Genomic DNA, 14,165 nt, shown 5'->3' on the forward strand with positions numbered 1-14,165 from the left:
CTGGCCCCTTTGCATTTTATCGGCAGTGAGTCTGGGTCATATCAAAGTAGCAGGCTTGTTTCGCAGTGGCTTTCGCACCATAGGTGCCGTTCACGACCTTCTCACCATAAGCCGAGAGCGTTTTCCAATCCGAGGCGCTGAAGACATCCAGGTCCACTTCCTCGCTGCGGTTGCCGGTATACGACCAGGCCATGGTGCCGATCGGATAACTCGCGCTCGCAGTTTCTTTCAGAATGGCCTCGCAGGCCACGGTCTTATTCACTTTTGTACTATCATCATAGTGAGTACAGCCGAATTCACCGATCATGAAGGCAATCTTGTTGTTGCGGATGAAGGTCAGCTTGTCCCGAACAACCTGCTCGGTTGGGTATTCGGCATACATATGGGACGAGAACAGGAGGTTCTTATCCATCTGCATCAGCTCGCGAGCATGCTCTTCAATGCTCGAAAAATCCTGACCGTAGCCGCGGGCATCGACAACCAGCACATGGGGCAGGCCGGCTTTGCGAAGTTTTTCGATGACACCCTTATAGCCATCGATCCAGTTCCGGTTCTTATCCCAGGCGCCGAGCCACTCGTTGGCTATGTTCACGATCACGTTTTTCTTATGCTTAAGGAGGACGGCTTTGATCTCGGGGCTCATCAAATAATCAGCCATCGCATTCAGAGGCTCAACCGCGTTTTGGCCTGTCGCATTCTGCAGGTTGAACACTGTCACGAGCTGAAAGTCGCTGATCTTGGTCAGAACGCGATCCAGGTCCGCAGCGCTGCGAAAGTCTTTCGGCTGGCAGCGGCCACCGTTATCCTGATAGTTGTTCGCGCACCACACCACACGCACGGCATTGAATCCTGTCGTCTTCACATGATCAATAGCCGTGAAGGATTGATCGAAGTAATAGGCGAAGGGAACGTTGATGCCGCGGATCACAAAGGGCTTGCCCGCAGGGTCAATCAGCTTGCCGTCCTGGATGGTGAAGCTGTCGCCCGGTACAGGCGTCATGGTTGGAGTTGGCTTGGGATTTGGTGTTCCAGGCTTGCCCGTCTCCGTGAAGACCGGCTTCACGATGACAGTGGATTCCATGATTTCGCCCTGAGCATTACAGATATGCAGGTCGATCGTATTAGGTCCGGCTTTGAATTTCTGAATGTCGTTCCGAACGCCGTCCTTACAGAAGAGGGTACTAAGGACAGGCAACTTGTCTTTGTAGTAATCAAGCGAAATCTTGTAGGTTCCCACTGGGACGCGGGCCGAGAGTCTTTTCTCGCCCTTGCTATATTCTTCAATAGGTATGCGATAACCACCATCTTTCTGCTCAAGGCCAAACTTGTAACTCGTGTAGTCGCCCGATACAGGTTCACCAATGGTGACTTCAGCAAGTTTTCCATCTTCAGTCAGGTCGGTGATGCCGCGACAGGCAGAGCCTAGAGATAGGGACATGAGGGTCAGGAGGAGAAGGCGCCGTTCAGCTTTCATTTTCAACCTCAATTCGGGAGTGCCACAGGACGAATCACGCCAAAACAGTCCAAAGCAAAATATAGTCCCTGTCGTAAGAATGCTTTGGACTGAGCTTTTGCGGTTTCGCATACCGCCACCTTCAAATTTTGCCTAAAAATATCAGTGATTAAGAAGACCGGCCGCACCCTTGCGGTCGCCAGCAATCACCATGGATGTTGCACATCCCCTGTCCAGGCTTTTGACAACGTCATCCCCTGCGACAAGCTCGATGACTTTTTTCCCTTTGCGTGTTAGAGAGATGGCAAATGAATTCCTGCGGAGTTTTCTATGGCCGTTGAAACGCATCCCATCGTCATTCACCACAAGGGTCACACCAAGGTCGTCCCTTTGCGTCATGGGCTCGGTTTGCAGGCCTTGGGAAAGGACTGCGAGTGGCTGGAATTCGACTGCCGCAAGGCCGACTGCGGGATCTGCATCGTGCGCGTTCAGGAAGGTGCAGACAATCTTTCCGCACCGACTCTGGCCGAGGCTGATTTTCTAAAGGCCATGCAGGCGGCACCCAATGAACGCCTCGCTTGCCAATGCCGGGCCTTTGGTCCCTTGACCCTGGAAATTGATGACTATACCTAAGTGCGCAATACTCAAAACTTCTTCCATATAGCCGATAGCAAAGGGTGTTCGATTTCCACAAAGGATGCCCTTTGCCCAATGTATTGATATTGTTGATGTTTTTCATGACCTCAGCGTCCCTTTGGGGGCAAACGCTGGTCGTGGACCGCATTCTTTATCGGGAAGACCCGTCGCGAACCCTGACACCGGAAGCGGCTCAGCGTGATCTTCTGCGCGAAGCTCGGCCTTTTGAAAAGATCACGACTTCGTATAGCGACAGCACGCATTGGTTCCTTCTTGAAATGCATGCGCTCACGGATGATGAGCCCACTCAAATCCTGCATATTGAAAACCCTTTGATTTCGGAACTCGAAGCCTGGCGCATCGAGGCTGGGACCTTACAGCCACTTGATGTTCACGAGCTGCGGCATCGTCATCCTCTGCTGCCGATCCAGGCGCAGGCGGGCACGACCGTTCGCATTCTTCTGAAAATATTCATGCCGGACATGACCGTGCTTTCCTTCGGACTGGAAAGGCCCGTGCTGGCACCTGAGGTCCACCCTTTCAATTCCTTTTCCTTTGCCTTTATGCTGGCCGGGTTTGCCGCCGGTCTTTTGATCTATAACGTCATCCTTTATCTTTCGGTCCGCGATCTGGATCTGGCCAACTTTTCGATCTATGCCTTCACGCTGATCATCGCGACCTTCGGAGCCACAGGCGGTTGGGTGGCTTTGGGCCTGCCGCCGTCCGTGAACGCCTGGTTTTCCTGCCTGGCGGCGATCAGCATGGCCTGCGCGCTCAACTTCACGCGTTCGTTCTTCGATATGAAGCACAGAGCGCCGCTGTTCGACCATCTGTTCGTGGCGGGCAAACTGTCCAATGTGATCGTCGGCATTCTGCTCGCGTGCAATCTGTCCCGCACCGTCCAGTATCTCATCGACTTCAACATGATCCTGAGCCTTCTGCTTTGCATGATCTTCGGAGTCACGGCCTGTAAGCGCCGCTATCCCCTGGCCCAGAACTATCTGCTGGGAATGAGTGGCTACATCGGAGCGCTCGCCGTTTACATCGGGCTGCAGTATGGATGGGTCGAGCGTAACATGTGGTCGGAGAACGCCCAGCTGTTCGCCCTTAATTTTCAGATTCTCGTTCTGTCCTCGGCCGTGGGCAGCAAGATCTCGCGCCTGCGGGCTGAGCTGCTCGCCCAGCTGAAAGAGGCCAATTCCGTTTTGGAGCAGAAGGTCGAGGAACGCACACGCACGGTGATCGAGCAGCAGCAGACTCTGATACAAACAGCAAAGATGGCTTCGCTCGGAGAAATGGCTGGCGGCATCGCGCACGAAATCAACAACCCTCTCATGATTATCAGCGGCTATGCGGAAAACCTCGCGACCGCGATTCGCCAGGGGCAAATGAACGAGACGCGGGCGCTGGCCTTTCATGAACGCATCCAGAAGGCCACCGATCGCATCCGGAAAATCATCAGCGGCCTGCAAAATCTTTCGCGCGTTGTCACGGATGATGAATGCCATGAGGTCACGCTCGGTGCATTGATTCGCGATGCCCTGAGCCTTTGCGAATCGCGCTTCTCTCATCAAGGCGTCGCCCTGCGCGTGAAGCTGCCGGAACCCGATGTCACCCTTCGCTGCAATGCGGGTCAGATCTGCCAGGTTCTGATCAACCTTCTGAATAATGCCTATGATGCGATTGAGCATGAGGACGAGCCATGGGTGGAAATTCGGGTCGAGGATCGGGCTGACTGCGTCCGCATACGAATCTTCGACTGCGGAACCGGCATTCCGCCGACGATTCTGCAGCGTATCTTTGATCCCTTCTATACCACCAAGGAAATCGGCAAAGGCACGGGCCTTGGCCTCTCCATTTCCAAAAGCCTGATCGAAAGACAGGGTGGCCGCATCTACGTGGATCAGAACCAGCCTCACACCTGCTTTGTCATCGAACTGGGCCAGGGCCAGAATCCCGCCCAGCGTGCAGCCTGACAAGGGACTTGAACTCCGGCGGCCATTTGGTTTAGCCTGGGCGCAAGCATCGGCTCCCTTTACAAGGTCAGGTTCATGAAAAAGCAATTCGATCGTCGCTTCAGTTCCTTCGTCGAAATGGGTGTGACAGCCTGGGAAAACCGGGATAATCTGGGGTACGCCATGAAACTCCTGACCGATGGAGTCTGCGATGGTTGTGCGCTCGGCACCTCGGGCGTCAAGGACTGGACCATACCGGGAATTCATCTCTGCTGGATACGCCTGAACCTTTTGCGGCTCAATACCATGCCGGGGCTTAACTTTGCCGAACTTCCCGCCATCGCGGATCTGCAGCGTCTGAATGAAAAGGAGCTGCGCTCGCTTGGGCGAATCGCCGAGCCTATGATTCGCGAACCAGGCGCCACGCATCTGCGTCGCCTGACCTGGGACGAGGCGCTGCATCGCATCAGCCAAAAAATAAGGGCCGTCGGTGTGGATCGCACCGGCTTTTATCTGGTCTCCCGCGGCACGGTCAATGAAACCTATTACGCGACGCAGAAAGCGGTTCGCTTCCTCGGCAGCAATGATATCGACAATTCCGCCCGCATCTGTCACGCCCCGAGCACGGTGGCGCTCAAACAGATGATTGGTCACGGCGCGACCACCTTCAGCTATCAGGATCTTCTGAAGAGTGATCTTCTGGTTTTCGTTGGCAGCAATGCCGCGAATAATCAGCCGGTGCTCATGAAGTATCTGCATGTGGCCAAGAAAAATGGGGCCAAGATCGCGACCATCAATCCCTACCGTGAACCCGGCATGGAGAAATACTGGGTTCCCTCTGTGCCGGAATCCGCGCTGCTCGGCACCGTGATTGCCGATGCGAGCTTTGAAGTGCGGGTCGGCGGTGACGCTGCATTCATGAATGGGGTTTTGAAATATCTGATCGAACGCGGCAGCGTGGATCAGGATTTTATTCAGAAGGCGGAAGGCTGGGAGGACTTGAAGGCGTCCCTCGCCACACAGAGCTGGGAATATCTGGAAACCTCGGCCGGCTGTTCGCGCGATCACATGAAGCGCTTTGCCGAACTCTATGAAAAGACCAAAAGCGCAATCTTTGTGTGGTCCATGGGCGTGACCATGCATAAGGAAGGCGTCGATAACGTGAGAAGCGTTGTGAACCTCGCCCTGGCGCGCGGCAACATCGGCAAACCCGGAGCCGGCTTGATGCCGATTCGCGGACACTCGGGCGTTCAGGGCGGCGGTGAGATGGGAGCGACGCCGAATGCCCTGCCGGGAGGCATCGGCCTGAATGCTGCGAATCGCGAGCGCTTTGAAAGGCTCTGGGGTTTTCCCCCTCCCGAAAAGCCAGGGCGTTTCATCGTCGAGATGATCGATGCGGCGGCTCGGGGTGAACTGGATGTGCTCTACTGCATCGGCAGCAATCTCTTCGGCGTCCTGCCCGATCCTTATTATGTCCGCAGCGCTTTGGAAAATCTGAGTCTTCGCGTGCACCATGATATCGTTTTGAATCCGCAGATGTTCGTGCCCTCGCGTGAGGCCGTCATCATCCTGCCAGCCACCACCCGCTATGAAATGCCGGGCGGCAATACGGAAACCAGCACCGAGCGCCGGGTTATCTTCAATCCCGAACTCGGGGCGCATCGCATTCCCAATGCCCGCGATGAGTGGCGCGTTCTGATCGAAGTCGCCGAGCGTGTGAAACCCGAGGGCGCCGATAAAATCCAATTTGATACAACGGCCGCCATACGCGAGGAAATCGCCAAGGCCGTGCCTTTCTACGAAGGCATTCAAAAGCTTCAGAACAAGGGTGATCAGTTTCAATGGGGCGGGCCCATGCTCTGCGAGGATGGGAAATTCGCGACGGCCGATGGCAAGGCTCATTTCGTGCCCGTCACGCCGCGAGAGAATCGCGTGCCCGAGGGTTGGTTCCAGCTGACCAACCGTCGCGGAAAACAATTCAATAGCATGGCTTTCCGCGACCTGGAGCCGCTGGCTTCGGCCCGCCGTCATGAGGTGATTCTGTCGGAAGTGGATATGAAAGCGCTGCAGCTGAAAGCCGGTGATCTGGTGAAAGTCAAATCCGCGATCGGAGAACTGGAGGCGGCGGTTAAACCCGGTCGCGTGCGACCCCAGACGGTAATTGCTCATTGGCCGGAATCGAATATTCTGATTCAACGCGGGCAGCTCGATCCTGAATGCGGCATACCCGCTTTCCGTGATGAGCTGGTGCAGGTGCTCCCTTTGCGTCCGGCTCTCACGAATGCGAAATCCCTATGATAAAAGGCTATTCGCAGTCCATCCAGACCTGGGACCACGGGACGCTTCGAACCCGCACGGATCAACTCGCGGAAGAAGCCCCGCTGGAGCTGATCATTGATCACTGCGATGGCGAGCACTGGCATCGGCAGAATATTGCCGTCACCATGCGGACTCCTGGCGAGGACACGGCGCTGGCCCTGGGTTTTTTGTTCACAGAGACGGTGATCTCCTCGTACGCATCTGTGGAGAGCCTGAACGAGCGCCTCGATACCAATCGTCAGCGCGTGATCGTGCGGCTGCAGGACGAGGCGCGGGTTGATGTTCAAAAATTGACAAGGCATGTCTTCACCAATTCCTCGTGCGGGGTCTGCAGCCAGGCGAGTCTGGATCAGGTGCAGAAACTTTGCCCGGTGAAACCCGTGATGACCGAAACGGTGGACCCTGCCCTTCTTTGCACGCTCCCCCAGCGCATGCGCGAAGCCCAGAAGGAATTTGGTCGCACCGGCGGTCTTCATGCCAGCGCCCTTTTTGATGCAAGCGGACGTCTTCTTTTTCTGTGCGAGGATGTCGGTCGGCATAATGCCTTGGATAAGGTCATCGGTCATGCTCTCAGGCAGGGCCTTCTCCCTCTGCGCGACAGTATCCTTCTTCTGAGCGGTCGCGCCAGCTTTGAACTGATTCAAAAAGCGGCTCTGGCCGGCATTCCCTTTGTCGCTGCGCTCGGAGCCCCCAGCAGCCTTGCCAGTGCTCTGGCCCAGGACATGGGCATGACCCTGATCGGCTTTTTGCGCGAAAGCAGCTTTAATATTTACTGTGGCGCTGAGCGTCTTTTGTTAGGATCATCAGCGGACCCTTCATAAGGAAGCCCTATGTCAGCATCGGATTTTTATCAATTCCTGGCTCAGCGGCGCAGCGCGTCCGTTCTTATTGAGCCTTGTCCTGATAGAAGCACTTTGGAAAGAATTCTTCAGGTCGGCGGCACCGTACCGGATCACGGCGGATTAAAACCCTATCGCTTCGTTGTTGTTTCCGGTGAAGGCCGGCAGAAATTCGCCGACGCGATGGTCAACGCCGGCCTGGAAGCCAAGGGTTCCCTGGACGAGAAGAAGCAGGCCAAACTCAAATCCAAGGCCTTCGCCGCCCCCATGCAGATCGTCATCGTATTCAGTCCCGAAGAGGATGATAAAATTCCAGAGTGGGAGCAGATGGCCTCGGCCTCATGCACCGGCTATGCCCTGGGGCTCGCGGCCAACAGTCTCGGATTCGGAGCGGTCTGGAAAAGTTTTGGCTTCAAGGAAGGGTCGGTGATGAAAGAGCTCTTTCAGCTGCGGGAGAATGAGCGAATCCTCGGCTGGGTGAATATCGGAACAGAAAAAGAGCGTGAGCGCTCGCCGCGCGTCCCCCTCGACCTGAAGAAGTTTGCGCTCCATATTACGTGAAACGGATGCGTGCGGATTCCCGCAGGGTTTGCTAAGCTGGATGAAAACTTCAGCAGCCAGGCGGGAACACAAATGTCGCGATGGATCCGTGCCAGCTTAGGTCTTAAGCGTCAGAATTTTCAGGACGATGAAACATTTCTTCAGGCCCGCATCACATTGTCCTTTGCCCTTGTCTATGCATTGGCCTGGCTTCTTTATGTCCCTATTTATACGCTTTGGCTCCCCAACTGGCCCGGGGTCATCCTCTGCGTGCTCGGGGGCTTTTGCTCGGCGGCCTATGGCGCTTATGTCATTTACAAGCGCCAGGACATCGGCCAGGGCGGAGTCTGGGCCAACCTGGGGGGCTGCCTGACGCTGATCGCCATCGGCACGGTGACAGGAGGCATGTACTCCCCTATTCTCGGCTGGATTTTCTTTGGTTCCATTACCACCTTTTTGTGCCATGGTCGCGCGCTTGGCCTTTTGATAGTCGGGACCAGCTGGGTCGGCATCCTGTCCATAGACATCCTCGATATCCTGGGTCTTCTGAAGACCTATTCTTTTCCTTTTGATCTCAAGTCCCGTGAGTTTCAGTTTTTCATCCTGCTCGCGCACGGCCTGATCATTCCGGCCTTGGGCTTCGTCACCAGTCTCTTTGATAAGGTGATCCGCAACGCCTATCGTCAGTCACAGTCTTCGCGCGCCATAGCCGATGCCAACCTGAATAAGCTGCGCTTCGTTTTCAAAAGTCTGAGTTACGGTGTGCTCACGATCGAGAAAGATGGGCGTATCGGCAGCGAGTATTCCAAAGCCCTCGAAGATATTCTGGAAAAAAGTCAACTCGGAGGTGCGCAGGCGATCCCTCTGGTCTTCCAATCCGCCCGGCTCCCACCCGATTCCTATCAGATGCTTCTGAGCGCTGTCGAGGCCAGCCTGGGTGAGCCCGAGCTGGCTTTTGAGATGAATGAAGACTGCTTTCCACGGGAACTGGAATATGAATTCGGAGCCAGGCACAAAAGGGTCGAGCTGGACTGGAAACCGATGGCAGGACCCGACGGCACGATTGATAAGATCCTTTTGTCTTTGAAGGATGTAACGGAGCAGCGCGAGATTGCGGCCAAGGCCACCAAGATGTCCCACGATTATCAGCTGCTGGCGACTCTTGTGCAGATTCCCAAGGAGCACTTTCTTGCCACCTATAAAAGCGCAAGGAGAATGCTGGTCGAGTCGCAGCAGATTCTCACGGGTGCTTTTGATCTGGATAAAACCGCCGTGAAGGTTCTGCTTATGAACATCCATACCATCAAAGGGGAATGCCGCTCCCTTCATCTCAAGGACGTTGTGGACAAGGCCCATAAGCTTGAGGAATTCTGTCAGAAGGCCAAGAATGATCCCACGCGGAATCCTTCGGATCGTGAGCAGCTTCGCGCCGATCTCGATCATCTGGAGCGCCTTCTGATCCAGTATCAGAGAGTCGCGCATGAGTACCTGGGATGGAAGGAAACTGATACCTATTTGCAGATAGAGAAAGCCGAACTGATCGAAATCCTGGAACAGACCCCGGAGCATATCCTGGGGCAGAAGGATTCCCTGCGACTCGCAAGCTATCTGAAGGGCTTGATCTTTGTCTCGCTTGAGAACTTCATGGCTGATCTTCATCCAGTCGCGCAACGCCTCGCACGCGACCTGGACAAGGCGCCCCCGATCTTTGAACAAAGAGTGCCGCTGGTCTATCTGCGCGAAAGCGGCAAGATCCTCCTGCAGCGCGTATTCACCCACCTTCTGCGCAATGCCATGGATCATGGCATCGAAGCGCCTGCGATGCGTCTGGCCAAGGGCAAGCCTGCAGAAGGCTGCCTGAAGTTTACCGCGGAAATCGTCAGGGGCCAGCTGATCATTCATTTTTCCGACGACGGCCAGGGACTCGGGCTCACCGCTATTCGGAGCCGAGGCAAGGAGATGGGCTTTGATGCCGACGCCATGCCTTTGGAAAGTCTTTGCCAGCTTGTCTTTGTCGATGGACTGTCCACCGCCTCGACCATCAATGACATTTCAGGGCGGGGTGTGGGCATGTCCGCCATCAAACTCTTTGCAGAGGAATCAGGGGCTCATCTTGAGCTGAAGGTTCTGGAAGGAAAAAGGGCTGGTGATGATCAGATTCCATTTGAAATCGCGATCAGTCTTCCGGAAAGTCATTTTGTGATTTAAATCAGGCGGGATTCGACGCAGACGCTGAGGCGCCTGCGTCTTCAAGAGGAAGACTACTGACACTGATACGATGTGATATCTTCGATATTCCAGGATTCCAGCGTTCCCACATCGGTGCTGGCCAGATCAGAAACCTGAAGCTGCCATTTGCCGCTCAAAGACTCGCCGAGAATTTTGCTCAATGCTTCCTTGGGCGTCAGCGTGGTCGGATAGACTCCGATGACGTCATCCGCGCCAATTCCCGTGCGATCATGAAGGATCACTGTTTTGCCCGAAGGGCTGATCAGCGTGATGCGCAGATCACCGCGATAGGAGTGTTTCACTTTTACACCGACTTTGAACTGATCCGATACGGTGCCGTTGGCACTGACCTCAATGGCGTCAACCGCACCCTTGGGATCCGCATCCGGAACCGGGATATTCGGATTGGACGCGAGGGATACGCCCTTGGCTTTACCAAGGCGCAGCTCGACAGGGAAACTGACGCTTTGATCGTCATACTGAACGGTCAGCTGCAGTTTCAAAAGACTGCCGCAGGGCGCATCGGGATTCACGCGAATTCGAAGAGCCGTGGCGTTTGCAGATGACTGTCCTGGTTCCAGATCAGGATAATCGCTGCTCGGCGTCACAGCCGTGGCGAGCTGATCCAGACTGCTGATCGTTCCCTGAACGCGGGTGGCCACCAGTGTTCCGGAATTTTTCACAGTGATATTCAGGTCCACTTCTTCGCCTGGATTCACGATCCCATCACCGCTGGCATCCTGAATGCGCGTGGCAGTTGCATTCAGGACAGCATGGGGCTCTTCGATAATGTTATGCCGCAGAAAGTTATCCTTGAAGACGCGAGCATGAGGCCCGTTGGGATAGAGCTGCTGCGCAGTCAGGAGGATCGCCTGCCCCATGTCGCGCATGGTCACATCAGAGCCCAGACCAAACTGCGCCTGCAGAATAATGGTATCGACCTCTTCACGCGGCACACCCAAGGCCCGCAGGGCGACCAGGGATTGGAAAAGCGGCGTGGACCAAAGCTCATCCGATTGGAACCCGCCATCGATAGGCATATGCGCTGCATAGTTACGGGAAGGATCGAAGCGCGCGGCCGTTGCATTCAGGATACGGCCGGGCCAGCAGGGGCTGCCTTCGCCATGACCATCCCAGCTATAGATGTTATGGGGAAAGAACTGAGCACCCTGCGGCGTGCTCAAGCTATAGGACGCGGCCCAGTAATCTCCGAAACCTTCACCGATAGCGCCGGTGTCCCCTCCGCTCCAGCTTGAGTTGATTCCAAAATGGATCGCATGACCATACTCATGCAGAATCACATCGGCATCTTCATTGTCATCCACGCAGCCGTGACCAAAGGAAAGACGGTTGGTGCCTGGTTGGAAATAGGAGTTATCATCCCCGTTCACACCATTGCTATCGACTTCGATCGGCAGGGCCTGGATACCGCGTGCTCCGACAAAACCGAGCGATTGCATATAGCGTTGGCTCTGATCTATATGAAAATAAGTCATCGCATCATTGAAGGCGTTGTTGCCGCGCGTCGCCGTCCACTGGCCATTGGTGGTCGTGCTCGGTGCTGCGGTCGGCGGATCCCAGTCCAGGATTTTCACCCAGGGGCCTTCGAGTTTATAGACGGTTCCATCGAAACTGATGTCCTTCAATTCCCTTTGAAAATAGGCATTTTCGAAGGCGCTGGCGCTGCTGGTGTCCTGCAGCGTATTGCTCATGAGGCTGGTGCGGGGATCCGGATCAAAGACCCGGGCTTCACCCATCGCGGGCGTTGGGGCCGCTTCCTGGCGAAGTTTTTCCTGCGAGTTCTGCCATTCCGCAAAGGCCTGACGGCGGTTGGCCACAGGGCCTTTGGCGAGGATCCGCGTGGTCTCGGCCCAGGGTTTATGGCTGATTCTTTGATCTTCGTAACGAAGGACCTTGCCTGATTCCGCATCGACGTAAACCAGCCAGGCACCATAAGGAGCCGTGGTGCTCAACTCCACGCGATACGCGGCGCGCAGCTGTTCACCCTCGGTGATATAAATGAGTTTGCCGGCGGGGGCTTCAAAAAGTTTGCCCTGAACGCCCAGGAAATTCCAGGCGCGATCATAGGCATGATCCAGCACCAGGCGTTTGCTGTTCACGGTCAAGGTCATGGGACGCGGCTGCACGGTGCTGTAAACGGAATAGATGCGATTATCCGACTTCCGCACGCTGATGATGATTTCCGCGCCTTCGATCGGCACATCATTCTGCAGCTGACTGAAGCGCAGGTGCCAGCCGATTAAACTTTCCTGCTGCTTTTGCAGGCGCAGACCGTAAAGATCCGGCGTCAAACCAAAGGATGCGGCCTCGGCGCGCAGATAGGTCCAGGCCGTGGCCACCGGATCCATGCTGGCGAAGGCTGCGGGCGTGTGCGGGAAGATCTGATACTTCAGGGTCTGCCTGGAATCCCTGTGATAGCTTGGGGTCCATTCCTCTGCCTGCAGAGCTGTGAATGGAAAGGCGGACGCACCTAGACTGAGCCAGGCAACAATAGCCCCTGGCGTGGATAGCAGACCCATGCTTGCTCCATGTTTTGCAGTTGTGTGTTACTGCTTTTATTCTAGGAGCAGCTTCTGTTGCCGCACAGGGACGAATTTAGCCGGGTAATTTGGAGCGTCCGACAGTCAAGCTTTTGCCTGGTGTGTCAGACGTCAGGGGCGGGCGGGGCTGGTCAGTAATCTTCTTCTGCCGCGGCTGGTCAGTAATCCACCTTCTGCCGGGTCTTCTTGGTATTCGAGCGCGCTTTTTTATTCTCAACGCGGGCTCTTTGCGAGGATTTGGTCGGCTTGGTCGGCCTCCGAATCTTCGGCGGCGTCGCCACAGCCAGGATCATGGCTTTCAGCTTTTCCAGGCAGCCTTTGACATTAGCCTCCTGCGCCCGGCTTTCATCGCTGGCGATCACGATCAGGCCATCGGTTGTGAGCCGCGAGGCAAAGGACTTCAGAAAGCGGGCCTTCACATCCCAGGGGAGCGACGGACTATTGGTCACGTCCCAATGCAGGACAGCCTTACTGTTGGTTTTATTGACATTCTGTCCACCAGGCCCGGAGCTGCGGGCAAAGCTGATGTCGAATTCATCGTCAGGTATCGCGATCTTACTGTTCACTTCGAGCATGACGGGGGCTCTCCTGGTTTGAGGCGTCAGGCCTCGCTGCTAAGACAGCAAGACTAATGCCAAAAGTCAAGCCCGGCGCGAAGGGACTTGCCCTGGCCCCGTAAAGCATGGGAACCTCACCCCATGGGAAAAGGAAAAGAAATGACCGAGCCTTTTTGGAAAGTGAAAGAACTGGAAGACATGAGCCGTTCGGAGTGGGAATCGCTCTGCGATGGCTGCGGCAAATGCTGTCTTTATAAATTGGAAGATGACGAGACCGGCGCCATATCCTTTACCAATGTCGCCTGCAAACTGCTTGATGCGAAAACCTGCCAATGCAGTGATTATAAAAATCGGAAGAAACACGTTCCCGACTGCCAGGTCTTCAACGCGAAAAAAGTGCGGAAGATTCACTGGCTGCCCTCCACCTGCGCCTATCGCCTTTTAGCGGAAGGCAAAGACCTTCCCCGCTGGCATCCTCTGGTCAGCGGCTCACCGGCCACCGTGCATAAAGCGGGGGTTTCCGTTCGGAATAAGATCGTCTCGGAAACCCGGGTGAAGAATCTGGAAGATTTTGTGGTGGACTGGATTTTTTAGACGACTATTTTTTGCAGATGTCAGCAACGGGAATTTCCGTCATATCCGCTGTTGTTCCGTCGTCGTTCGGCATGCGGCTGTAATAGACAAACATTTCTGGATTGCCCTGGGCCGAGATGTCGGGACAGTTCGCGTAGCGGAAGGTTTTCACCCCGCCCTGGATCGTCATTTCCTGAGGGCAGGCACCGCGTTTCACTGCGGGAGGTAATTCCTCGGAATCCTCGACATCATCCACCCATTCCAGGCAGTAGCCGTATTCACTCGCAAAATGATAGAAGTCTCTTTTTTTATTCGCGGACTGGCAAGCCGTGGTCAGAAGTATCGTGGCAAGCAGACAGATGAGCTGTATGTTTCGCATGGTTCCATCCCTCTTAAGTGCGTTCTTTTTTGAACCCTTAGGGCCTGGATTATTGCAGAGGAAAAGAGAAAGCCCGGCCTGTGCCCAATGGCGTTTCCTGTTAAGGAAATGCCATTGGGCACAG

General features: G+C 55.3%; 11 protein-coding genes. 7 read left to right on the top strand and 4 right to left on the bottom strand.

All coding sequences use genetic code 11. From position 1 onward, the window contains the following. Positions 1–16: 16 nt before the first annotated feature. Positions 17–1,474, bottom strand: coding sequence for a cellulase family glycosylhydrolase (locus VFO10_RS20390; RefSeq protein ID WP_325143642.1), 1,458 nt, complete (start codon positions 1,472–1,474; stop codon positions 17–19). 309 nt (positions 1,475–1,783) lie between these two features. On the opposite strand from VFO10_RS20390, the gene VFO10_RS20395 reads away from it, so the two are divergent. The 6 genes from VFO10_RS20395 to VFO10_RS20420 all read left to right on the top strand — a co-directional run bounded on the left by VFO10_RS20395 (position 1,784) and on the right by VFO10_RS20420 (position 9,950). Continuing rightward, positions 1,784–2,086, top strand: coding sequence for a 2Fe-2S iron-sulfur cluster-binding protein (locus VFO10_RS20395; protein WP_325143644.1), 303 nt, complete (start codon positions 1,784–1,786; stop codon positions 2,084–2,086). A gap of 104 nt (positions 2,087–2,190) precedes the next feature. Continuing rightward, on the top strand, positions 2,191–4,065 hold the full coding sequence (locus tag VFO10_RS20400) for a sensor histidine kinase (protein ID WP_325143646.1): 1,875 nt from the start codon (positions 2,191–2,193) through the stop codon (positions 4,063–4,065). 75 nt (positions 4,066–4,140) lie between these two features. Then, positions 4,141–6,342 (top strand): FdhF/YdeP family oxidoreductase, encoded by a 2,202-nt coding sequence (locus tag VFO10_RS20405; RefSeq protein ID WP_325143649.1) that lies wholly within the window; start codon positions 4,141–4,143, stop codon positions 6,340–6,342. Then, a complete protein-coding gene (fdhD, locus tag VFO10_RS20410) occupies positions 6,339–7,184 on the top strand; it encodes a formate dehydrogenase accessory sulfurtransferase FdhD (RefSeq protein WP_325143651.1) in 846 nt (281 codons plus the stop codon). Before VFO10_RS20405 ends, fdhD begins: the two co-directional genes overlap by 4 nt. 9 nt (positions 7,185–7,193) lie before the next feature. Beyond that, positions 7,194–7,763: a nitroreductase gene (locus tag VFO10_RS20415; protein ID WP_325143653.1), complete on the top strand. Its 570-nt coding sequence runs from the start codon at positions 7,194–7,196 to the stop codon at positions 7,761–7,763. Positions 7,764–7,835: 72 nt separating this feature from the next. Beyond that, positions 7,836–9,950, top strand: a complete 2,115-nt coding sequence (locus VFO10_RS20420; protein ID WP_325143655.1) for an Hpt domain-containing protein — start codon at positions 7,836–7,838, stop codon at positions 9,948–9,950. 53 nt (positions 9,951–10,003) lie between these two features. Here the strand turns inward: VFO10_RS20420 and VFO10_RS20425 are convergent, their stop codons facing one another. Beyond that, positions 10,004–12,511, bottom strand: a complete 2,508-nt coding sequence (locus VFO10_RS20425) for a proprotein convertase P-domain-containing protein (RefSeq protein WP_325143657.1) — start codon at positions 12,509–12,511, stop codon at positions 10,004–10,006. Positions 12,512–12,690: 179 nt separating this feature from the next. Continuing rightward, positions 12,691–13,107, bottom strand: a complete 417-nt coding sequence (gene arfB, locus VFO10_RS20430) for an alternative ribosome rescue aminoacyl-tRNA hydrolase ArfB (RefSeq protein WP_325143659.1) — start codon at positions 13,105–13,107, stop codon at positions 12,691–12,693. A 141-nt stretch (positions 13,108–13,248) separates the two neighbouring features. On the opposite strand from arfB, the gene VFO10_RS20435 reads away from it, so the two are divergent. Further along, positions 13,249–13,683 carry a YcgN family cysteine cluster protein gene (locus VFO10_RS20435; protein ID WP_325143661.1) on the top strand — a complete coding sequence of 145 codons (435 nt, stop codon included), beginning with the start codon at positions 13,249–13,251 and terminating at the stop codon, positions 13,681–13,683. Positions 13,684–13,687: 4 nt separating this feature from the next. On the opposite strand, the gene VFO10_RS20440 is transcribed toward VFO10_RS20435, so the two are convergent. Continuing rightward, complete coding sequence (locus tag VFO10_RS20440; protein ID WP_325143664.1) at positions 13,688–14,041, bottom strand: hypothetical protein; 354 nt, start codon at positions 14,039–14,041, stop codon at positions 13,688–13,690. Positions 14,042–14,165 lie beyond the last annotated feature (124 nt).

It is taken from the genome of Oligoflexus sp. (assembly GCF_035712445.1).
Taxonomy (GTDB): domain Bacteria; phylum Bdellovibrionota_B; class Oligoflexia; order Oligoflexales; family Oligoflexaceae; genus Oligoflexus.

Excerpts from the sequence above, each read along its gene's own strand:
- VFO10_RS20390 (WP_325143642.1), bottom strand. The coding sequence starts at position 1,474 with ATGAAAGCTGAACGGCGCCTTCTCCTCCTGACCCTCATGTCCCTATCT.
- VFO10_RS20395 (WP_325143644.1), top strand. The coding sequence starts at position 1,784 with ATGGCCGTTGAAACGCATCCCATCGTCATTCACCACAAGGGTCACACC.
- VFO10_RS20400 (WP_325143646.1), top strand. The coding sequence starts at position 2,191 with ATGACCTCAGCGTCCCTTTGGGGGCAAACGCTGGTCGTGGACCGCATT.
- VFO10_RS20405 (WP_325143649.1), top strand. The coding sequence starts at position 4,141 with ATGAAAAAGCAATTCGATCGTCGCTTCAGTTCCTTCGTCGAAATGGGT.
- fdhD (WP_325143651.1), top strand. The coding sequence starts at position 6,339 with ATGATAAAAGGCTATTCGCAGTCCATCCAGACCTGGGACCACGGGACG.
- VFO10_RS20415 (WP_325143653.1), top strand. The coding sequence starts at position 7,194 with ATGTCAGCATCGGATTTTTATCAATTCCTGGCTCAGCGGCGCAGCGCG.
- VFO10_RS20420 (WP_325143655.1), top strand. The coding sequence starts at position 7,836 with ATGTCGCGATGGATCCGTGCCAGCTTAGGTCTTAAGCGTCAGAATTTT.
- VFO10_RS20425 (WP_325143657.1), bottom strand. The coding sequence starts at position 12,511 with ATGGGTCTGCTATCCACGCCAGGGGCTATTGTTGCCTGGCTCAGTCTA.
- arfB (WP_325143659.1), bottom strand. The coding sequence starts at position 13,107 with ATGCTCGAAGTGAACAGTAAGATCGCGATACCTGACGATGAATTCGAC.
- VFO10_RS20435 (WP_325143661.1), top strand. The coding sequence starts at position 13,249 with ATGACCGAGCCTTTTTGGAAAGTGAAAGAACTGGAAGACATGAGCCGT.
- VFO10_RS20440 (WP_325143664.1), bottom strand. The coding sequence starts at position 14,041 with ATGCGAAACATACAGCTCATCTGTCTGCTTGCCACGATACTTCTGACC.